This window comes from Streptomyces boninensis (assembly GCF_048572725.1).
Lineage (GTDB): Bacteria > Actinomycetota > Actinomycetes > Streptomycetales > Streptomycetaceae > Streptomyces > Streptomyces boninensis.
In genome coordinates, this window is sequence record NZ_CP183837.1 from 4,608,279 (window position 1) to 4,629,531 (window position 21,253).

14 protein-coding genes are annotated in these 21,253 nt (G+C 72.2%); 7 read left to right on the plus strand and 7 right to left on the minus strand.

Translation table 11 applies throughout. From position 1 onward, the window contains the following. The first annotated feature begins 40 nt into the window (after positions 1 to 40). From ACNNMR_RS20965 to ACNNMR_RS20985, 5 genes are all read left to right on the plus strand, one after another. Positions 41 to 631, plus strand: coding sequence for a helix-turn-helix domain-containing protein (locus tag ACNNMR_RS20965; RefSeq protein ID WP_419996188.1), 591 nt, complete (start codon positions 41 to 43; stop codon positions 629 to 631). A gap of 65 nt (positions 632 to 696) precedes the next feature. Further along, on the plus strand, positions 697 to 1,416 hold the full coding sequence (locus ACNNMR_RS20970; protein WP_419996189.1) for a FadR/GntR family transcriptional regulator: 720 nt from the start codon (positions 697 to 699) through the stop codon (positions 1,414 to 1,416). After that, a complete protein-coding gene (locus ACNNMR_RS20975) occupies positions 1,413 to 2,174 on the plus strand; it encodes a creatininase family protein (protein WP_419996190.1) in 762 nt (253 codons plus the stop codon). The genes ACNNMR_RS20970 and ACNNMR_RS20975 overlap by 4 nt, the downstream gene beginning before the upstream one ends. Before the next feature lie 169 nt (positions 2,175 to 2,343). Beyond that, on the plus strand, positions 2,344 to 3,318 hold the full coding sequence (locus ACNNMR_RS20980) for an alpha/beta hydrolase family esterase (protein ID WP_419996191.1): 975 nt from the start codon (positions 2,344 to 2,346) through the stop codon (positions 3,316 to 3,318). Positions 3,319 to 3,345: 27 nt separating this feature from the next. Then, positions 3,346 to 4,881: an AbgT family transporter gene (locus ACNNMR_RS20985; protein WP_419996192.1), complete on the plus strand. Its 1,536-nt coding sequence runs from the start codon at positions 3,346 to 3,348 to the stop codon at positions 4,879 to 4,881. A 28-nt stretch (positions 4,882 to 4,909) separates the two neighbouring features. Here the strand turns inward: ACNNMR_RS20985 and ACNNMR_RS20990 are convergent, their stop codons facing one another. From ACNNMR_RS20990 to ACNNMR_RS21005, 4 genes are all read right to left on the minus strand, one after another. Next, on the minus strand, positions 4,910 to 6,082 hold the full coding sequence (locus tag ACNNMR_RS20990) for a sialidase family protein (protein WP_419996193.1): 1,173 nt from the start codon (positions 6,080 to 6,082) through the stop codon (positions 4,910 to 4,912). Between the two features lie 46 nt (positions 6,083 to 6,128). Next, entirely contained in the window at positions 6,129 to 6,992 is an 864-nt protein-coding gene (locus ACNNMR_RS20995) for an ABC transporter permease (protein WP_419996194.1), read from the minus strand. Continuing rightward, positions 6,989 to 9,694 (minus strand): alpha/beta fold hydrolase, encoded by a 2,706-nt coding sequence (locus tag ACNNMR_RS21000; RefSeq protein ID WP_419996195.1) that lies wholly within the window; start codon positions 9,692 to 9,694, stop codon positions 6,989 to 6,991. The genes ACNNMR_RS20995 and ACNNMR_RS21000 overlap by 4 nt, the downstream gene beginning before the upstream one ends. A gap of 97 nt (positions 9,695 to 9,791) precedes the next feature. Beyond that, positions 9,792 to 11,081, minus strand: a complete 1,290-nt coding sequence (locus ACNNMR_RS21005) for a hypothetical protein (RefSeq protein ID WP_419996196.1) — start codon at positions 11,079 to 11,081, stop codon at positions 9,792 to 9,794. A gap of 127 nt (positions 11,082 to 11,208) precedes the next feature. Between ACNNMR_RS21005 and ACNNMR_RS21010 the strand changes: the two genes are divergently transcribed. Then, complete coding sequence (locus ACNNMR_RS21010; protein WP_419996197.1) at positions 11,209 to 12,267, plus strand: aldo/keto reductase; 1,059 nt, start codon at positions 11,209 to 11,211, stop codon at positions 12,265 to 12,267. On the opposite strand, the gene ACNNMR_RS21015 is transcribed toward ACNNMR_RS21010, so the two are convergent. The 3 genes from ACNNMR_RS21015 to ACNNMR_RS21025 form a co-directional block, all read right to left on the minus strand. Then, positions 12,268 to 13,137, minus strand: a complete 870-nt coding sequence (locus ACNNMR_RS21015) for an SGNH/GDSL hydrolase family protein (RefSeq protein ID WP_419996198.1) — start codon at positions 13,135 to 13,137, stop codon at positions 12,268 to 12,270. A gap of 325 nt (positions 13,138 to 13,462) precedes the next feature. Beyond that, positions 13,463 to 16,663 (minus strand): sugar-binding protein, encoded by a 3,201-nt coding sequence (locus tag ACNNMR_RS21020; RefSeq protein WP_419996199.1) that lies wholly within the window; start codon positions 16,661 to 16,663, stop codon positions 13,463 to 13,465. 34 nt (positions 16,664 to 16,697) lie between these two features. Further along, a complete protein-coding gene (locus tag ACNNMR_RS21025; protein WP_419996200.1) occupies positions 16,698 to 19,700 on the minus strand; it encodes an alpha-mannosidase in 3,003 nt (1,000 codons plus the stop codon). Positions 19,701 to 19,863: 163 nt separating this feature from the next. Between ACNNMR_RS21025 and ACNNMR_RS21030 the strand changes: the two genes are divergently transcribed. Next, positions 19,864 to 21,252 carry an ABC transporter substrate-binding protein gene (locus tag ACNNMR_RS21030; protein ID WP_419996201.1) on the plus strand — a complete coding sequence of 463 codons (1,389 nt, stop codon included), beginning with the start codon at positions 19,864 to 19,866 and terminating at the stop codon, positions 21,250 to 21,252. Position 21,253: the final 1 nt, after the last annotated feature.

Here is a 21,253-nt window from a genome sequence, read left to right on the forward strand (position 1 = left end):
CGTTCGTCAAGTCGAACGATCCGACCGCTGGAGCGAACCCATGGCCGCTGACCAGGACAAATCAGCCGGAAGGCCAGCCCCCGCCGGCGCCCCGCTCGACGTCATCGCCGCCTCCCTCCGCCGCGAACGCGCCCGCACCGGCCTCTCCCTCGCCGAGGTCGCCCGGCGCGCGGGCATCGCCAAGTCGACGCTCTCCCAGCTGGAGTCGGGCGGCGGCAATCCGAGCGTGGAGACGCTCTGGGCGCTCAGCACGACCCTGGAGATCCCCTTCGCCCAGCTACTGGAGCCGCCCCGCCCCCACGTCCAGGTGATCCGCGCCGGCGAGGGCCCGTCCTTCTCCTCGGAACACGCCGACTACGTGGCCACCATCCTCGCCGTCAGCCCTCCGCGCACCCGCCGGGACCTGTACCACATCGCCGCGGAGCCCGGCAGCGCCCGGCGTTCCGACCCGCACAACCCCGGCGTCGTCGAGCACGTGATCCTGGGCTCGGGCCGCGCCCTGGTCGGCCCCATGGACGAGCCCGTGGAGCTGTCGCCAGGCGACTACGTGTCGTATCCGGGCGACGCCCCGCACATCTTCGAGGCCCTGGAGCCCGGCACCTCGGCGGTGCTGGTGTCCGAGCACCTTTGAGCCCGCCGGAATCCGGCCGCGCACGACCATTGACGCCCGAACTCATCAATTGATTTAGTCACTTCATGAGTTACGGCGAGCAGTCGCTCTCCGCCCGCCTGGCGGACGACATAGTCGAGATCATCCGAGCCGAGCGGCTCGCGCCCGGGGACGCGATCGCGTCCTCCCGCGAGCTGGCCAAGCGGTTCGAGGTGACCACCCCGACCGTGCGCGAGGCGCTGCGCCGCCTGGAGGCCACCGGGGTCGTGGAATTCCGGCACGGCTCCGGCACGTACGTCGGACCCGGCCTCCACCGCCGCCTGCTCGCCAATCCGCATCTCCCGCGCAGCAGCCGCGAGTCGGTGCTCGAACTGGTCGAGGCGCGCCTCGTCGTCGAGCCCGCCATCGCCGCCGCGGCGGCGCGGCTGCGGGAGCCCGAGGCCGTACGGCAGCTTGAGACCGCCTCCCGCAATGCGCTGCTCCCGCCCGAGGAGTCGCTGCGCCAGTCCGTGCACTTCCACGTCGCCCTCGCCGACGCCAGCCGCAACCCGCTGCTCCGCGAGACGATCGAGGCGCTGCTGCACGTCCGCGCCCGCGAGCAGGTGGAGATCCGCTTCCGGTACAACGACCGGGACCGCGACCATGCGGAGCATGTGCAGATCTTCGAGGCGGTACGGGACGGCGACGCGGCCGCCGCGGAGCGGCTGACGCGGGACCATCTGGCGGCCATCCGCGACGCCGTCGCCGCGGCCGACTTCGGCGGGGCGGAGGCCGGCGACGCCGATGGGAAGGCGGCCGGGCGATGACCTTCAAGCTCGCCGAGATGACCACCGTCGAGGCCGCCGCCGCGGTCCGTACCAGCCCACTCGTCATCCTCCCCGCCGGCGCGTACGAGCAGCACGGCCCGGGCATGCCGATCGCCACCGACACCCTGCGCGCAGAGGCCGTCGCCGAGCGGGTGGCCGCGGAGTTGGGCGGCTCGGCGGTGATCGGCCCGTCCCTGCCGGTCGGCGTCTCGCCGCATCACCTCGCCTTCGCCGGCACGGTCACGCTCACCACCGGCACGCTCGCCGCACTCGTCCGCGAGTACGTCGGCAGCCTGCGGCGGCACGGCTGGCGGAAGTTTCTCGTGATCACCGGGCACGGCGGCAACAACGCCACCCTCACCACCGTCGCCCAGGACCTGCTGACCTCGCACCCGGACGTCGGGTTCGCCTGGACGCCGGTCACCGCGCTCGCGTCCGAGGTGGTCGCGGACATGGGCGTCAGCGAGGTGCACGGGCACAGCGGCGAGGCCGAGACGGCGCAGATGCTGCACCTCGCCCCCGGGCTCGTCCACCGCGATCGCCTCGCCGCGGGCACCACCGCCACCGCCCAACTCGACCCGCTCGCCAAGGTCGCGCGACGGCCGGGACACCCGTCGCTGACCGTCCCGTACGACCGGCTCGCCGCCAACGGCGTGCTCGGCGACCCGCGCACGGCAACACCCGAGGACGGTGCGGCCATCGTGGCCGCGGTCGTCACCCGTATCACCGGCTTCGCGAAGGAGTGGCTGGCCACATAGCGGCTCCGCCGCGGTCCGCCGACAAATGAATCCGGGGGCTTCGCCGCCCCGCACCCCCCGCCCCCAAGCACCGCCGCATTCCGGGTGGCCCGCCGGGCCGCGCGTAGGTCAGACCTGCCCTGATGACCCAGCCTGCCGCAACGACGCGGTCGGGCGGAAGGAGCTTGCCTTGAAGGTCACTTCAGCACCTCTGCGTACGGTCCTCGCCGCCACCGCGCTCGCCCTCGCGGGCACCGCCGCCTCGGCGCCGGCGGCCCCCGCTCAGGCCGCGCCCGCCGGATCCGGCGCGCCAGCCTCGTCGGCCTGCGCCACCCAGCCGCCGCAAACCCCCGGCACCAGCGCCGACCACACCCTCACCAGCGGCGGCCGCGAGCGCGGCTACCGGCTGCACCTGCCGGCGGACTACGCCGCCAAGAAGGACTGGCCGGTCGTCCTCGCCTTCCACGGGCGCGGCAACGCCGCCGCCACCACCGAGGAGTTCTCCAAGCTCTCCACCCTCCCCGCGATCGTCGCCTACCCCGAGGGCGTCGTGGACGACGAAGGCAAGCAGGCCTGGCAGGGCGCCCCGTACTCCGTCCCGGGCGTGGACGACGTCGCCTTCACCGGCGATCTCCTCGACGCGCTGCAGGCCACGCTGTGCACGGACGAGCGCCGCGTCTACGCCACCGGCAAGTCCAACGGGGCCGGCCTCACCGGCCTCCTCGCCTGCCGCATGGCCGACCGCATCACCGCGATCGCGCCGGTGGCCGGCGCCTTCTACCCCGGGACGGGTCAGGACTGCGCCCCCTCCCGACCCGTCCCGGTCCTGGAGTTCCACGGCACGGGCGACGCCACGATCCCGTACGGCGGCGATGCCGACCGCGGGCTGCCCGCGGTCCGCGACTGGGCCGCGGGCTGGGCGGCGCGCAATGGGTGCGAGAGCCGGATCCCGGACCGTACGACCGCGCCGGACATCACCGTCGCCGGCTGGACGGACTGCGACCGTGGCGCCGAGGTGCGGCACGTCGCGGTGACGGACGGCGGGCACACCTGGCCGGGCGCCGACAGCTACAGCGGCGGCGGCTACGTGACCCAGTCGATCGAGGCCCATGAGGTGCTGTGGGACTTCGTCCGCGACTACCGACTCTCCAGCCGAACCCGCTGATCCCCGCGCCTCTGTCCTGGAGTTGACATGGCTGTCTCCGCTCCCCCCGAGAAGCTCCCCCGCATCCTCCGCGCCATGGCCGTCATCGAACGCGCCGGCAACGCCCTCCCGCACCCCTTCTGGCTCTTCTGGATCCTCTCCGCGGTCCTCGCCGCCGTCAGCGCCCTGCTCGCCGCCCTCGACGTCTCCGTCGTCTCCCCCGAGGACGGCAAGACGGTCGTCGTGCAGAACCTGCTCAGCGGCGACGGCCTCGCCATGGCCGCCTCGACGATGATCGAGAACTTCGCGGCCTTCCCGCCGATGGCCACCATCGTCGTGGTCATCATGGGCGTCGCGGTCGCCGAACGCTCCGGCTTCCTCGCCGCCTTGATGAAGCGCGGCGTCTCCCGCGTGCCCGCCTCCTGGGTGGTCTTCGCGGTCGCCTTCGCGGGCACGGTCGCGCATGTGGCCTCGGCCGCGGCGTACATCATCCTGGTCCCGCTCGGCGGGCTCGCCTTCCGGGCCGTGGGCCGGTCGCCGATCCTCGGCATCGTCGTCGCGTATACGTCGATCGCCTCCGGGTACGACGCCAGCCCGGTGCCGACGCCCAACGACGCGATCTTCGCGGGCATTACGACGGCCGCCGCGAAGATCGCCGGGGGCGACGACGCGTACGTCTCCCCGCTCAGCAACTGGTTCTTCAACATCGCCTCCTCGCTCCTCCTCGCCGCCGTGATCACCCTGATCACCCGGCTGGTGCTGAGCAAGCGCACCGACCTCGACCCTGACCCCGACGCGGACCTGGAGGACATCGGCGCCCTCCAGCTCAGCGACCGCGAGCGCTCCGCGCTGCGCCGCGCCATCGCCGCCCTGGCCGCCGGCCTCGTCGCGCTCACCGCCGTGGTGCTGCCCGGCTCGTCGCCGCTGCGGGGCGACGGCGGGGCCATCGCCGAGTCGCCGCTGATGGACGGCATCGCGGCGTTCGTCGCCTTCCTCTTCCTGCTCACCGGCGTCGTGTACGGGACCCGAGCCGGGACCATCAAGAAGGCCGCCGACGTGCCGAAGCTGATGGCCGAGGGCGTGAAGCAGATGGCGCCGGTTCTCGTCCTCTTCTTCGCCATCGCGCAGTTCCTGGCGTACTTCGAGTGGTCGAAGATCGGCGAGGTGCTGTCGGTCAATGCGGCGGAGGCGCTGAAGGGCAGCGGGCTGCCGATCGTGGTGGTCTTCCTGCTGATCCTGCTGCTGCTGACGCTGGTCAACATCATGGTGACCAGCGGCTCGGCGATGTGGGCCCTGGCCGCCCCGGTGCTGGTGCCGATGCTGATGCTGGTCGACGTGCCCGCCGAGACGACCCAGGCGCTCTTCCGCATCGCCGACTCGGGCTCGACCGCGATCACGCCGATGAGCCCGTACTTCGTGATGGCCCTGGGCTTCCTGCAGCGCTACCGCAAGTCGGCGGGCATCGGCACCCTCGCCTCGTACACGCTGCCGCTCGCGGTCGCGATGACGGTGGCGTGGACGCTGCTGTTCCTGGCGTGGTGGGCGCTCGGGATCCCGTTGGGTCCGGGGGCGCCGGTGCGATGAGTGCTGCCACCGGCGCCCGGCCGCTGACTCAGCTCGCGGCGCCGGTGGCGTAGTACGGCTTGCAGGTGTCGCCGTCCCAGTCGGTGGCGATCTCCAGCAGTTTGCTGCCGTCGGGCGAAGGCAGCAGCGCGGAGCTGTAGTTGGGGCAGAAGTCGACCTTCGTCGACTCGACCGCGACCGGGGCCGGGATCTCCTTCCAGGGCCCGTTGCCGTTGTCGGGGTTGGTCCATACGGTGCGGCCGCTGCCCGCAGCCGTCGAGTCGTCCTTGTTCTTCAGCACCTGGCCGACGAGATACAGCCGCCCGTTGGGGTTGCCCGGCTCCGGGCTCCAGGCCAGGTTCGGGGCGTGCTTGAAGTACTTGCCGTCGGCCGTCTCCGGGCGATAGCCCAGGTGCTTCGGGTCGCCCCAGTCCCAGCCGTCCGCGGACGTGCGGAAGTGGACGACGCAGATGTACTGCCCGGCCGCCGCGCAGATCTCGTACGACATGAAGTAGGTGCCGTTCGGCAGCTTCCGCACCACCGCCATGCCGGGGCGGTCGGAGCCGAGGGTGCTGGCGATCGTGTCGTGGTGGCCGGTCCAGTTGACGCCGTCGGTGGTCCGGGCGGCGACCAGCTTCTGGCTGTGGGTGCCGTCCGTCTCGTCGGAGTAGTGGGCCACCAGGGCGCCGGTTGCGTCGACCGAGAACTCCGGCTCCCACAGGCCCTTGTCGTTCGGGGCGGTGGCGATCGTGGAGAGGTACGACCAGGAGCGGCCGGTGTCCGTGCTCTTGAAGACGCGTAGCGTCATGCGGCGGTTGGCCTCGTCCTGGCCCACCGACGCCGCCCACAGCAGCGTCCCGGCGGGCAGGTCGCCCACCTGCCGAGGCAGCTCGTACAGCGTCGCGCAGCACAGGCCCTGGCCGCCCGCCGCCTCCGGGTCGGCGACCGTGCCGACCTGGCCGAAGCTGCCGCCGCCGTCGGTGGATTCGTAGATCGCGCCCAGGCCGTTGTTGCCGTCGAAGGTGACCACCGACGCCAGCACGCGGCCGTTGGCGCCGCCGCTGTGTTCCAGGCGGATGGCGCGGGGGTAGAGGCCGGTGCCGTCGCGGAGTTTGGTGCCGGTGGCGGCGGAGGCCTCGGGCGTCGTGACTGCCTGCGCGGCGAGCAGAGCGGCCACGAGCGCGAGCAACAGGGCGAGGACGGTGGGGAGTCGGCGCGTCATGGGCCGACAACATAGAGGTGGGTTCCAACGTTGTAAAGGCTCCCCGCTACGACACGATGTCCTTCCGCGCAAAGCCCCTGAAGGCGAAGCCGAACAGCACCAGCGCATAACTCACCGACACCGCCGCCCCCTTCACCATCCCGCCCCACTCCAGCTGCGGCTGCAGCGCGTCGACCCACGCGTACGCCCAGTGCGCGGGCAGCACATCCCGCCAGCCGCCGAGCGCGGTGACGGCGTCGAGGACGTTGCCGAGGATGGTCAGCCCGACCGCGCCGCCGACCGCGCCCAGCGGCGCGTCCGTACGGGTGGAGAGCCAGAAGGCCAGGGCAGCGGTGACCAGTTGGGAGACGAAGAGGTACGCGACCACCATCGCGAGCCGCGGCAGCACGTCCCCGGCCGGCAGCGCGCCGCCCGTCGGCAGCTCCAGCGGCCCCCATCCGTACGCCACCGTGCCCACGGCGAGCGCGACCAGCGGCAGCAGCAGGAACGCCGCCGCGCTCAGCCCCAGCGCGACCAGCAGCTTGCTCGCCAGCAGCCTGGCCCTGGGCACGGGCGCCGCGAGCAGGTAGCGCAGCGAGGACCAGCCCGCCTCGGAGGCGACCGTGTCGCCGCAGAACAGCGCCACCGGCACGACCAGCAGGAAGCCGGCGGAGGCGAAGAGCGCCATGGCGGTGAAGTTGCCGCCGGAGGCGGTGGCGGCGTCCATCAGCGAGGCCTCGTCGTTGCCGCGGCCCTGCGGGCCACCGGCCAGCGCGAAGGCCGCCACCAGCACAAACGGCAGGACCGCGAGCACCCCGAACATCAGCATCGTCCGGCGGCGGCGCAGCTGGCGCACCAGCTCGACGCGGAGCGGGAGGGTCTTCCCGGGACGGTAGCCGGGGGCGGTCTCGATGAGGGTCGGGGCGGTCATCGGTCCCCTCCGATCAGGGTCAGGAAGGCGTCCTCCAGGCGGTGTTCCGTCCCGTACGACGACACCTCGACGCCGAGTTCGAGCAGCTCGGGGAGCAGCCGGGCGGGGGTTGTGGCGCCGGGGTCGAGGCGGAGGAGCAGGCCGTCGGGGCCGTTGGCGGCCGCGGCGACGCCGGGCAGCGCCCGCACCTTCTCCAGGAGCGCGTCGCTGAGCGGCCCACCTTCGTGGCCGACCAGCAGCCCGTCCCCGTCGCCGGTGATCTCCGCGACCGGGCCCGCCTGCACCAGCTGCCCGCGGTCCATCACGACCAGGTGGGTGCAGGACTGCTCGACCTCGGCGAGGAGGTGGCTGGAGACGATCACGGTCCTGCCGCCCTCCGCGTAACGGATCATGACCTCGCGCATCTCGCGGATCTGGGGCGGGTCGAGGCCGTTGGTCGGCTCGTCGAGGATGAGCAGGTCCGGGAGGCCGAGCATGGCCTGGGCGATGGCGAGGCGCTGGCGCATGCCTTGCGAGTACGTCCGTACCGCCCGCTCCAGCGCGTCGCCCAAGCCCGCGATCTCCAGGGCCTCTTCCAGGTGTGCGTCCTCCGCCGGGCGGCCGGTGGCGTGCCAGTAGAGCTCCAGGTTCTGCCGCCCGGTGAGGTGCGGCAGGAAGCCCGCGCCCTCGACGAAGGAGCCCGTACGGGAGAGGACCGGGGCGCCGGGGGTGATCTGGTGGCCGAAGACGCGGATCTCGCCCGCGTCCGGGGTGATCAGGCCCATCAGCATCCGCAGAGTCGTCGTCTTCCCGGCCCCGTTCGGCCCGAGGAGGCCGAGGACCTGGCCCTGTTCGACGCGGAAGGACAGGTCGCGGACGGCGTAGCGGTCGCCGGACTTGCCGTAGCGCTTCGTCAGGCCGGTGATCTGCAGCGGTACGCCCGCCAGCTCCGGGTCGGGGGCGGCCGACGCGCGGCGGCGGCTGCTGAAGACCAGGCCGCCCGCGATCGCCAGGCCCGCGACCGGCAGCGCCCACACCCAGGCGGGGACCCCGGCGGGCTGGGTGTCCACCTCGGGGGCGGTGGGGACGTGCACGCCACCGCCGGCGAGCGAGACGGTGTAGGTGGCGGGGTCGTTGGGCGAGGCATAGCCGAGGTCGGTGGCGGCCAGGACCAGGCGCAGGCGGTGGCCCGCGGCGACCTTGTGGTCGACGGCGGGGAGCTTCAGCTCGACCGTACGGCCCTTGTCGGCGCCGGACACCCGCACCGGGCTGACGAGCTGGCTGGGCAGCACCTGCTGCTGCCCGTTCGCGCTGACGTCGTAGAGCTTGCCGAAGAGGACGGCGTCCTTCGCGTCGGCCTTGACCTTGACCCGTACCGTCGGCTCGCCCGTGATCTGCGCCTGCTTGCGCAGCGGTGCGGAGTCGAAGCGGGCGTGCTGCCCGGGCACGTCGAGCGAGAGGCCGACGCCCAGCGACGACGGCAGCTGGCCGAGCGCGCCCGCGCCCGGGAGGGCGGAGATGCCGGGCGGGCTGGCGCCCGGCGGGTTGGCGAAGGACTGCTCGCGGCCGGAGAGGGAGACGGTGCGGTCGCCCGCCTCCAGGCCCGGGTAGTGGTCGCTGTCGGCGCCGCGGGTCTGGGCCGCGCCGTCGGCTGAGTCCACGCCGCCGGTGCGGGTGACGCGGAAGGCGGGTCCGGTGTCGGCGCCCTTGTCGTCCTTGAGATAGCGGTCGAACCAGGCGGCGGTACGGGCCTGGATCCGGCCCAGCTCCGTGTCGCCGCCGTCGTGGCCGCCCGGGATCCAGTCGACGGCGACCGGGGCGCCGTTCTTCTTGATCTGCTTCGCCATGGCGTCGGCGTGGCCGAGCGGGAAGAGCGAGTCGGACTGGCCCTGGGTGATCAGCGCGGGGACGTCGATGCGGTCGCCGACGGCGGACGGGCTGCGCTGCTCCAGGAGCTTGCGGGCGGCGTCGTCGGGCTTGCCGCTGACGGCGACCCGCTCGTACATCTCGCACAGGTCCGCGGCGAAGCGCCCGCAGCCGGGCTTGCCGCCGCCACCGCCGGGCTGCGGGCTGCCGGTCAGGTCGACGGAGGCGGTGGTGAAGAAGAGCCCGGCCCACAGCTTCTTGAAGACGCCGTTGGGGAAGAGGGCGTCGGCCAGGTTCCAGTACGTGATCTGCGGGGCGATGGCGTCGACCCGGTTGTCGTATCCGGCGGCGAGCAGCGAGATGGCGCCGCCGTACGACGCCCCGGCCATGCCCACCCGGGGGTCGCCGTCCTTGTCGAGCTGCACCTCGGGTCGCTTCGCCAGCCAGTCGATGAGCCGGCCGACGTCCTTGACCTCGTGCTTCGGGTCGTTCAGCCCGATCTTCCCGGTGGAGTCGCCGAAGCCGCGGGCGGACCAGGTCAGGACGGCGTAACCCTGCTTGGCCAGCTTCTCGGCCTGCGCCCGGTTGTCGTCCTTGCTGCCGCCGAAGCCGTGCCCGAGCAGGACGGCGGGGCGGCGGCCGCTCTGGTCCCCCGCGGTGAAGTACGAGGTGTCGATCCGCGCCCCCGGCATCGCCATCGTCCGGTCGGAGCGCTGCACCCGGGTGCCGTCGTCGCCGGTGGCGGCGGTCGCGGTCCAGGTGCCGAGCCCGGCGAGCACGATGAGCGCCGCGGCGGCGGCGATCCATCGGCGCGGGCCGCGCAGGGCGCTGACGCGCCGGGGTAGTCGCAGATCCATGCGCTCGACCCTACGGGCGCGGGTCAAGCGGAAGCGGCCCTCCCAGGTCGGAGGCGGTGTGGGGCGTTCTACTCCCGGTGGAGTATCCGGTGGTGCGTCAGCCGTGCTTGCGCGTCATGCGGTAGTGCAGTACCAGGAACGGCAGCCCGAACACCGAGAAGGCATGCTCGGCGCGCAGCCCGTCCTCGCCCACGTACACGTCGAGCCGCTCGCCGAAGCCGTGCACGGCGAGGGAGGTGAGCTCGCCGGTCTCCTGGTCGGAGAAGGTCAGGTAGTGCCCGGGGTGATCGCCCTCGCCGCGGCTCTGGCTGCTGAGTATGAGCCCGCCGCCGTCGCGGGCCTCCGGCCGCAGCGTGGCGGTGAACCCGGCGCCGGGGAGCGGGAAGCCGACGCTGACGTAGCCCTGGCCCTCGTGCCGGTATGTCGTATAGATGCCGACATAGATGGGCTCGTCGGTGTCGGCGTACGAGCGGATCCAGCCGCGCACCGTGACCTCGCCGCCGCCCGTGATCGTGTCGATGCGGCTGCGCATCCCGCGCTGGGTCTCGCGCTGGTTCATGGGCACGTTCGCCTGGCCGAGCGGACGGGCGAGGAGGTGGCGGTAGAGCAGGTAGCCGGGGCGGACCCAGTGCCGCCACTCCGGGGTGATGTCGAGCGTGAAGCGGGCGGTGTGCTCGTAGAACTCCCGCACCAGCGGGTCGACGGCGGCCGGGTCGAAGCCGGGCCCGGCGAGCTCGTCGAGGGAGTGGACAATGCCGACGTCGGGGGTGTCGGCCCGGTAGTCGCCGCCGACGGCCGCGGCCAGCTCCTTCACGTAACCCGTGCCTACGTACCGGGAGCGCGCCTCCAGCGGCACCACGAAGGGCAGCTGCTCCCGCGGCACGCGCTCCGCGAGCAGGCTGACCTGCGGATCGCGGAACACGAGCGCCGACAGCACCCGGAAGCCGACGACGGCGCTGCTCGCCACGAGCGCGGCGGGGGCGGGGCGGTCGCGCCTGGCGTATGCGGCGCCGACGGCCGCGCCCACGACCGGGCCGAGCGCCACCTTGTGCGGCCGTACGCCCATGGCGCCCGCGGCCGCTCCCGCGACCGTCCCGACCGGGACCGGGCGGGCGCCGGTGAGCCGCCCGGCCACCCACGCCACGGGTGCCGTGAGGGCGCCGCTCATCGCGATCCGCTGCCACAGCGGGGGCAGCTCCCCGGGCCGCTGCCGCTTGCGCGCCACGGCCTCCGCCGCCGCGAGGGCGACGCCGCCGGCCACCGCCCCGCACACCCCCGCGCGCCGCCCCCGGTGCCCGGCGAGGGCGGCCCCTGCCAGCCCCCCGACGACCCCGGCGAACGCGACGGCCGATCTTCGACTCGCCCCTGCTTCTCGCGTGTTGGCCACGCGGGCAACTTACTCCACGGGTTGCGGGGCACGGACCCGTAAAGGGTCTGGGGTTCCATTACGCAAGAGTGCCGTGCTAGCTTGATTGCACTAACGGAACCCCAAACCCATTAGAAGGGCCGCCATCATGGAATACCGCCAGTTGGGCCGCTCCGGCCTCAAGGTCCCCGCTCTCAGCTTCGGCACCGGCACCTTCGGCGGCCGCGGGCCGCTCTTCGGGGCGTGGGGCACGACGGATGTCGACGAGGCCCGCCGCATGGTGGATGTCGCGCTGGACGCGGGGATCACGATGTTCGACACCGCGGACGTCTACTCCGACGGCGCGTCCGAGGAGGTGCTGGGCGCGGCCATCAAGGGCCGCCGCGACGAGGTGCTCATCTCGACCAAGGCGGGCCTGCCGATGGGCGAGGGCCCCGGCGACGCGGGCACCTCCCGCACCCGCCTGATCAAGTCCGTCGAGGACGCCCTGCGCCGCCTGGACACGGACCGCATCGACCTCTTCCAGTTGCACGCGTACGACGCCTCGACCCCGGCCGAGGAGGTCCTGTCGACCCTCGACCAGCTGGTAAGGGCGGGGAAGATCCGCTACCCGGGCGTCTCCAACTACCCCGGCTGGCAGCTGATGAAGTCCCTGTCCGCGGCCGACACCCACGGCTGGCCGCGCTACGCCGCCCACCAGGTCTACTACTCCCTCGTCGGCCGCGACTACGAGTGGGACCTGATGCCGCTCGCCCAGGAGGAGGGCGTCGGCGCGGTGGTGTGGTCCCCGCTGGGCTGGGGCCGCCTGACCGGCAAGATCCGCCGCGGCACACCCCTCCCGTCCGCCAGCCGCCTGCACGACACGGCGTCCTTCGGCCCGCCCGTACCGGACGAGCTGCTGTACCGGGTGGTGGACGCCCTCGACGAGATCGCGGAGGAGACAGGCAAGACGGTCCCCCAAATCGCCCTGAACTGGCTCCTCCAGCGCCCGACCGTCTCCTCGGTCATCATCGGCGCCCGCAATGAGGAGCAACTCCGCCAGAACCTGGGCGCGGTCGGCTGGTCCCTGACCGCAGACCAGACCGCAAAGCTGGACGCCGCAAGCGCCCGCGACCTCCCGTACCCCCACTTCCCGTACCAGCGCCAGGAGGGCTTCGCCCGGCTCAACCCGCCGGCGGTGGACCTCACACCGCCGGCGGGAAGTTGATCAGCTCAGGCCCATGACCTTCATGGTCTGCTCGGCCATCTTTGCCTCGCCGAGCATGTTCGGGTGCACCGGCGAGGTGGAGAGGACTGGGTCGATCCAGCGGGTGCCGAGGGGCTTGCAGGCGTCGTGGCCCTCGGAGACCTTGGCGAAGTCGACGAAGGTCATGCCGTTATCCTTGGCGGCCCGCTCCACCGCCGAGTTGAGGTGGGTCTGGAGGTCGCGGAGGTACGGGACGTCGCCTTCGGCGACCGGGAGGGTGGGGAAGCAGCCCTTGGCCGCGGGCAGGATCCACGGGTAGCCGAGGACGGCGAACTTTGCGTTCGGGGCATTCTTCGCCACCTCGGCGAAGCCTGCCTTCAGGGCCGGGTACGTCTTCTGGTCGACGGCGTCCGCGAAGGTCGAGCCGTTCTTGTCCTTGCACGGGCTGCCCTTGCCGCCGGAGCCGATGCCGGCCGTCGCGCAGGCCGTGATCGCGCCGATGAAGGTGCCGTTGTCGTTGCCGCCCATCGTCATCGTCACCAGGTCGGTGTCGTCGCTGAGCGCGTCGACCTGCGGGGCCACGCCCGGGTACTGGGCCGTGGTGAAGTGCGGGGACTGGGCGCCGCCGCAGGTGACGTCCTTGAAGTCGGCGCCGGTCTTCTTGGCGATGACGTGGGGGTAGTTGAGCAGCGAGCGGGCGCAGAGCAGCGGGGCCGTCGGGTCCAGCGGCAGGATCGCGGAGCCGGCGCTGTAGCTGTCGCCGAGGGCGACGTAGTCGAGGTCGTCGGAGGCGGTGGCGGCTTGCGCCGCCGGTGCGCCGAGAGCGGCGGTGGCGGCGAGGGTGGCGCCGACCGCCACGAGGCGGCCACGCATGCGGGTGTGGAACGGCATCTGGTTACTCCCAAGGACAACAGCGTTGTTGACAGGGGCATTTCAGCGACGCTGTCGTGAAGTTACTCGCGGGTTTGAACGGGGGTCAATAGGCGTGCGCGGCCTGCGTGGTCTCTCGAGGCCATCGGGCCCTAACCCGCTATTCGCTCCACCGGCCGCATGCCGAAGACGCGGCGCGAGACGCCGAGTTCAAAGGCGCCGGCGCCGTCGGGCGCCAGGACCGCCACGAAATGGGGCACGGCGGGATCCTATCGGCACCTGGCCTGCAGGCGCGGCGGAGGCGCGGGCCCCGCCGGCCCGCGCGTCCGCCCCCGGCATCCCGCCGTCACTCCATGAACTGCAGCGGCCGGAACAGCGCCGTGTCCTTCGTACGGCCGACCCCCGAACCCCACTCGAGGAAGCCGCGCCGCCCCTTCCCGTCGTTGTCGTTCACGATCATCGACAGCGCGACCGGGCGGTCCGGCCGGGCGTCGAGGCCGAGCGACTTCCAGGGGATGCGGACCTTGTACGAGGTGACCGTGCCTTCTCGCGTGACCTCCGTCTTCGCACCCTCGGTCGGGCCCGTCTGCGCCGCACCGGCCGCCATGTAGGTGTACGCCGTGGCGCCGGACTTCAGCTTCGCCAGGCCGATCTCCGTCATCTGCGCGGAGCGGCCGGGCAGTTGCGGGCTCAGCGCGAACTGGATCGAGTCGCCGTTGTACATCGTCGACGCCGGATTGTCCTGCGCGAAGGCGTCGTCGGAGACATCCGCGGTCAGCACCAGCTCGTCGTCCGTGTGCGCCACCTTGACCGGCCCCGACAGATCATCGGCGCCGCCCCAGTCTTCCGTGTACTTCGACCACTCGCCCTGCTTCCCCAGATCGATCGCCGACGCCCCGCTCGCACCCTCGCGCTGCGCCGGGTTGAAGCCGGTGGTGCCGGAGACGGTCAGCGGGTCATGGCCCGGAAGCCGGGCGGTGATCTTCTGCTCGTACGGATCCCAGGGCCGCACCGACGCGAGCGGCACCGTGACCGTACGGGACGAGGATGCCGGGATATCCGCGATGTCGCCCTTCTCGCCCTCCGTATCGCCGATCTTCCACGCCACGTCGTCGACCGGGAGGGACTTGTCCAGATGGTTGTTGGCGAGGGTGATCTCCACCTTTCCGGCGGCCGGGTCGGCCGCGGTGACCACCGGGTCGGCGGAGAGCTCGACCGGGCGGGCGACGGTGGTGGACGCGGTCAGCCGGGCCAGCGGGCGCTTGCCGCGGGCGACGTCGGCGACGAAGTGCCGGTCCTGGAGCCTGCTGCCGGCCGGGGCCTCGAAAGTGGCGGTGGTGACCTTGCCCTTGGGCGCCTTCACCCGCTTCTTCTCGCCTTCCACCTGCACATCGAGACTTTGCGGCAGGCCGGCGCCCGCGGCCCCGGTGCGGTCCACGGTCAGCTTCACCGGCACGGTGTCGCCGGTCGCGGCCTTCTTCGGGGCGCTGAGCTTCAGCGCGGGCGCCTCCGCCGCGCCGACGCTCCGCACCGGGCCGGTGACGAAGACCGGCTGCTGGTCCAGGTCGAGGCGGACGGTGCCGGCGTTCGGCGTGAGCGTCTTGGCGCGGCCGTACGCGTCCGTCACCTTCAGCGGGCTGTCGGTGCGCAGCGTGACCGCGCGCCGGTCGGGCGCGGCCCACATCACCCGGGTCGCGTCCGCGCCGTCGCCGAAGCGGTACGAGTACGCGGGCTCGGCGATGTCGTCCTTGGCGGCGAACTTCTTCCCCGCCAGCTGCCGCGTCATGACCGCCTGCGTCACAAACGCCTCCTTCGGCGCCAGCGCCTCGGTGACGCCGCCGCCCGGCCACTGCAGCAGACCGAAGTGGTGCTCCTTCTCTGCCGGGTCGGTGCCGCTCTCCATCAGCTCGTACCAGAAGAAGCGCTCCGCGCCGTGGCTCAGCGCCTGCGCCTGCGCGCGGACCAGGTAGTCGGCCTGCTGGAGGCGGGAGGTGCCGCCGCCCTCGTTCGTCGGCCAGCCGAGCTCGGTGAGCCAGATCGGCTTGTCCTTGCCGTCGTTGTGGCTGCGGATCACGTTCCGCAGCGCCGTCATCTCGTCGTCGATGCCCTCGGGGGTGTTCGGGTAGCGGTACGGGTGCACCGACACCGCGTCGAGGTGCTTGGTGCCGCCGAGGCGCAGCAGCTCGTCCACCCAGTCGAGGGCGAGGCCCGCGGTGGCGGGTCCGGCGACCTTGGTGTCCGGGTTGGCGGCCTTCACCTTCTCCGCGGTGGTGCGGAGCATGTCGTAGTAGCAGGCGGGGGTGCGGCCGCAGGCGCCGTCGTTGAAGTTGATGTTGAACTCGTTGTAGACCTCGACCGACTTCGTCAGGTCCTTGTAGTGGTCGGCGAGCGCGCTGGTGTACGCGGCGTACGCGGCCAGGCCCTCGGGGGTCGACGGCGTCTTGCCGCTGTCGTAGAGCGGGTTGCGGTAGGTGGAGATCGGGAGCGGGGTGATGCCCCGGTCCTTGAAGCGCTTGAAGTCGGTGTCCCAGCCGGCCGGGAAGGTGTACTGGCCCTTGGTCTTCTCGACCTTGTCCCAGTAGACGTCGCTGCGGGCGTGCGAGATGCCCGCCTGCTGGGCGAGGTCGGCGAGCTTGGCGTTCATCGCGTTGCCGTCGCCGAGGTGGACGGCGACGCCGAAGGGGGAGGACGGGCTGATGGTGCTGGACGGGGCCGGGGCCAGGACGGCGAAGTCGGTCCTGGTGACCGAAGGCTCCGAGCCGGCGTCGAGGCTGACCTCCAGGTGGTAGTAGCCGGGGCCGAGGTCCGTTAGGTCGAGGGTGGCGGCGCCGTTCGTATAGCGGACGCTGCCGGTGTCGACCGACCGCTGCTGCTCGTCCCGTACGGTCCAGGTGGCCGGGCCCGCGATGTCCGGGGCCGACTTGAGCTGCACCTTTGCCTGACCCGTGGTGAAGACCAGCGACGGCGAGGTGATCAGGTTCGGCGGGGCGTGCTGCTCGAAGCCGGGGTTCTTCAGGAGGTTGGCCGTGGTGCCCTGCTCCGCCATGGTCAGGCCGTCGAGCCAGAAGCCGGTCGTCTTGTCCTGGCTGAGGAGCCGGTAGTCGAGGGTCGTCTGGTCGGCCTTGGTGGTGTACGTCCAGGTGCGTTTCGTCCAGTCGTACGTGCCCGCGGGGAAGGTGTGGCGCTGCGACCAGTCGGGGCTGAGGGTGATCTGGAGGCCCAGGTCCGGCATCCCCTCGGACTTGGTCCAGGCGCTGAACTCGTAGGTGGTGTCCGGCTTGACCGGCACCTTCTGGGCGAGGAAGGCGAAGGTGTCCGGCTTCCTGGCCGTGTTGTTGACGATCTTCAGCGCGGCCTCGCCGTCGTGCTTGGTGCCGGTGTCCGCGGCGAAGTCCGCGTCGACGCTGCCGCTCGTCTGGCGGGTCCAGTCGGGGAAGGTCGAGGACAGCAGGGGCGCGGCGGTGGCGGGCGGACTCGCGGTGAGGAGGGTCAGCAGGACCGCCAGCAAGGCGATCAGGGCTGGGGTGGTGCGTCTCGTCCTTTGCATGGATGTGCCTTTCTCGTAGCGGCTCGCGGAAAGGTCAGGGACGTGCCAGGCGCAGGGTGACGATCTCGAAGGGGCGGAGGGTCAGTTCGGCCAGGTCGGCGGGGCCCTGCGGGCGCTCCAGGAGGTCCGTACGGGCGGCCGAGGCCGGAGTGAAGCTCGTCGTCAGCCGGGTGGTGGCGCGGCCGCCGGCCGACTCGTAGAGGCGGACGACGACGTCGCCGGAGCGGTCCTCGGCGAGCTTGACGGCCTCGATGACGACCTGGTCGTTGGAGGATGTGACCAGGGGGGATACCGGACCGGCGCCGGTGAGGTGCCGCTCCGGGAGGTTGATCCGGTAGCCCTCGCGCACGGCGTCGGTGATCTCGGCGCCGGGGGCGAGGGCGTAGCGGAAGGTGTGCCGGCCCTGGTCGGTGGCCGGGTCCGGGAAGCGGGGTGCGCGCAGCAGCGACAGCCGGGCCGTGGTGGTCGTGCCGCCGTCCGTCTCGCGGACGGTGCGGGTGACGTCGTGGCCGTACGTGGAGTCGTTGACGAGCGCGGCGCCCCAGCCCGGCTCGCTCAGGTGCAGGAAGCGGTGGGCGCAGATCTCGAACTTGGCTGCCTCCCAGGTGGTGTTGGTGTGCGTGGCCCGCCGTACATGCCCGAACTGGGTCTCGGCCGCCGAGTCGGCGGCCCGGATGTCCAGCGGGAACGCGGCCTTGAGGAAGGTCTCGGACTCGTGCCAGTCGACCTCGGCGGTGAAGTCGACGACCGCGGAGCCCGCGGCGAGGGTGATCGTCTGGATGACCGCGGAGGCCGCCCCGAAGCGGCGCTCGACGCGCACGGTCGCGGCGTCGGGGCCGGCGTCGAGGTCGAGGCCCTCCAAGTCGGTCAGGTCCGTGCGGGTGTTGCGGTAGAAGGCGTCGACGTCCCAGGCGTCCCAGCGGTTGGGGAGGTCGGGGTGGCTCTGGAGGAGGTTCGCCGCCGCCCCCGGGGCCACCGCCTCGCGGCCGCTTGCCAGGTGCCGTACGGATGAGACCAGGCCGCGGCCGTCGACCGTCACCCGCAGCAGGCCGTTGTCCAGGACCCAGCCGCCGTCGGCCGCCGTCGCGGTGACCGGGTCGCCGCCGCTGTCAGGGGCGGCGGCGACCTCGGCCCCGCCGGCGGGGATGCCGCCGCGGGCGTGCGGCGCCGCGTTGAACACCACCCGCCGGTCTCCGGCGCCGGTCAGGGCGCGGCGCGCCGCGCCGGCCAGCGCGGTCAGTTCGGCGGCGGTGTCGGCGTAGGTCTGCCGGGCCTCGCGGTGCACCCAGGCGATGGAGGAGCCGGGCAGGATGTCGTGGAACTGGTGCAGCAGCACCGTGCGCCACAGCCGTTCCAGCTGCTCGTACGGATACGGGTGGCCGGTCCTTACCGCCGCCGTCGCCGCCCACAGCTCGGCCTCGCGGAGCAGGTGCTCGCAGCGCCGGTTGCCCTGCTTCATCGCCGCCTGCGAGGTGTAGGTGCCGCGGTGCAGCTCGAAGTACAGCTCGCCGACCCAGACCGGCGCGTCCGGATACTCCCGCTCGGCCGCCGCGAAGAAGCGGGCCGGCGGCTCGACCGCCACCCGCGGCGAGCCCTCCAGGTCGCGCAGCCGCGCCGCCCGCGCCAGCATCTCGCGGGTGGCGCCGCCGCCCCCGTCGCCGTAGCCGAAGGGGGCGAGGGAGCGGCTCGCCGGGCCCTTGTCGCGGAAGACGCGGACGGCGTGCGCCATTTCGGCGCCGGAGAGCTCGCTGTTGTACGTGTCGACGCTCGGGAAGTGGCTGAAGATCCGGGTGCCGTCCAGGCCCTCCCAGCGGAAGGTGTGGTGCGGGAAGGGGTTGGTCTGGTTCCAGGAGATCTTCTGGGTGAGGAACCAGCGGGCGCCGGCGAGCGCGATCAGCTGCGGCAGCGCCGCCGAGTAGCCGAAGGAGTCCGGCAGCCACACCTCCTCGCACTCCACCCCGAACTCCTCCAGGAAGAAGCGCTTGCCGTGGATGAGCTGCCGGGCCAGCGCCTCGCCGCCCGGCAGATTGACGTCCGACTCCACCCACATCCCGCCGACGGGGACGAACTGCCCGGCCGCGACCTTCTTCTTGACCCGCTCGTACAGCTGCGGCCGGTGCTCCTTGAGCCAGGCGTACTGCTGGGCCTGCGACATGGCGAAGACGTATTCGGGGTGGTCGTCCATCAGCGCCAGGGTGTTGGCGGTGGTACGGGCGACCTTGCGGACGGTCTCGCGCAGCGGCCACAGCCAGGCCGAGTCGATGTGGGCGTGGCCGACGGCGGTGACGCGGTGCGCGGAGTGGTGCGCGGGGGCGGCGAGGGCGGGGGCCAGTTCGGTACGGGCGGCTGCCGCCGAGCCGCCGATGTCCTTCAGGTCGAGTGCGTCCAGCGCGCGGCCGATGGCGCGGAGCAGCTCCCAGCGGCGGGGCTCCTCGCGGGGCAGCTCGCGCATCAGGCCGTCGAGGACTTCGAGGTCCTGGACCAGCTCCCAGACGGTCGCGTCCCGTACGGCCAGCTCGGCCTGGCGGAGGCGGTAGAGGGGGCGGTCGCCCGCCGTTTCGCTGTCGCCGAGCGCCGTGACCGGGCCCTCGATGAGCGGGTTGGCCGCGGCCTCCACGTAGACCAGGAACTCCTCGCCGCCGGACGCCGGATCGGCGACCGGTATCCAGCGGTTGCGCGGGTGGATGCCCTTGACCGGGGTGCCGTCGGGGCGGTGCACCAGGCCCTCGGCGGAGAAGCCCGGCACCGTGTCGCCGAAGCCGAGGTCGACGACCGCCTCGACGGGCCGGCCGGCCCACTCCGCCGGGACGGTCGCGGACATCCGGAACCATGAGGTGCCCCACGGCGGACCCCAGGCCGCACCCGGCGCGAAGGGCTCGTACGCCGCGGCAAGGGCGGCGGACGGCGGCACCGGCTCGCCGGCCGGGTGCCAGGCCGCGACCGTCAGCGGCAACGCGTGCGGGTGGATGGCAGGCCGCAGCCGTTCGCGCAGCACCCGGGCCAGTCGCTGCTCGGTCAACTCGCGGTCGTCGTGCATGCGTTGCCCCTCATCTCGTCGACAATGACTGGTTAAGCTAGAGGTGGAGTCGCGAGATGAGCAAGGCCAACTGCAGTTTTTGTTCGATGTATTGACTTGCTAACTAGTCATTTCTAGGTTCTGGCGTCATCGAACCCGTCCGCCCGAACGGAGAACGACGACCATGAACCGACCCCGGCGCCCGCGCCGTACCAGAGCCGTGCCCCTGCTGTGCGCGCTCGCCCTCACCAGCGCGGCCGCGTGCAGCGACGGCGGCGGCACGGGCGGCACCGCCGACCCGGACGCGAAGGTGACGATCACGGTCGGCAACCTGCCGCCGACCGACCAGAAGGAGAAGCGCAAGGAGTTCCTGACGCAGGTCAAGTCGTTCCAGAAGGCCAACCCCAACATCAAGGTGCAGCCGAAGGAGACCGTCTGGCAGCAGGAGACCTTCAGCGCGATGCTGGCCGGCGGCACGATGCCGACGACGATGGAGGTCCCGTACACCGAGCCGCAGAGCCTCATCGCCCGCGGCCAGGTCGCCGACCTCAGCGCCGAGGTCAAGAAGATCAAGACCTTCCGGTCGATCCGCGGCAACCTGCTGAAGAACGCCCAGAACGACGAGGGCCGCACCTTCGGCATCCCGGTCGAGGCCTACAGCCTGGGCCTGATCTACAACCGGGAGCTGTTCGAGGAGGCCGGGCTCGATCCGGACCGGCCGCCGCGCACCTGGGATGAGGTCCGTACGGCCGCGAAGACGATCGGCGAGAAGACCGACGCGGCGGGCTATCTGCAGATGACGAACGACAACACCGGCGGCTGGATGTTCTCCGGCATGACGTACGCCTTCGGCGGCAAGGTCCAGGTGGGCCGCGGCAAGGACAAGAAGGCGGCCGTCGACGGTGCGCCCGCGAAGAAGGCGCTGCAACTGCTGCGGAAGATGCGCTGGCAGGACCAGAGCATGGGCGGCGATGTGCTGCTCAACCAGGCGGGGATTCAGGAGAAGTTCGCGGCCGGCCGGGTCGGGATGTACATGGACGGCGGCGACGCGTACAACCCGATGTTCGCCAACCTCGACCTCGACCCGAAGACCTTCGGCGTCACCTCGCTCCCCCAGGACGGCGGCGAGCACGGCACCCTCGGCGGCGGCGCGGTGGCGGTGGCCCGTCCTGACGCCAGCCCCGAGCAGCGGCTGGCCGCGCTGAAGTGGGTCGAGTACCGCCACTTCCAGAAGTGGCTGGACAAGGACCGGGCCGTCGCCGAGGCCAAGGCGGCGAAGGCGGACGGCCTCGCGGTCGGCGGCCCGAAGCTGCCGGTCGTGGACAGCGCGCAGGACGCGACGTACCAGGCCTGGATCGCGCCGTACGCCAACGCCCCACGCGAGCAGTTCAAGCCGTACCTCTCCCGCGTCGACAAGCTGCCCGTACTCCCCGAGCCGGCCGACAAGGCGCAGGAGACCTACGCGGCCCTCGACACGGTGGTGCAGGCCGTGCTGACCCGCAAGGACGCCGACGTCGACGCCCTGCTCGGCGACGCCCAGTCGAAGATCGATCAGCTGCTGCAGGCGGGCTGAG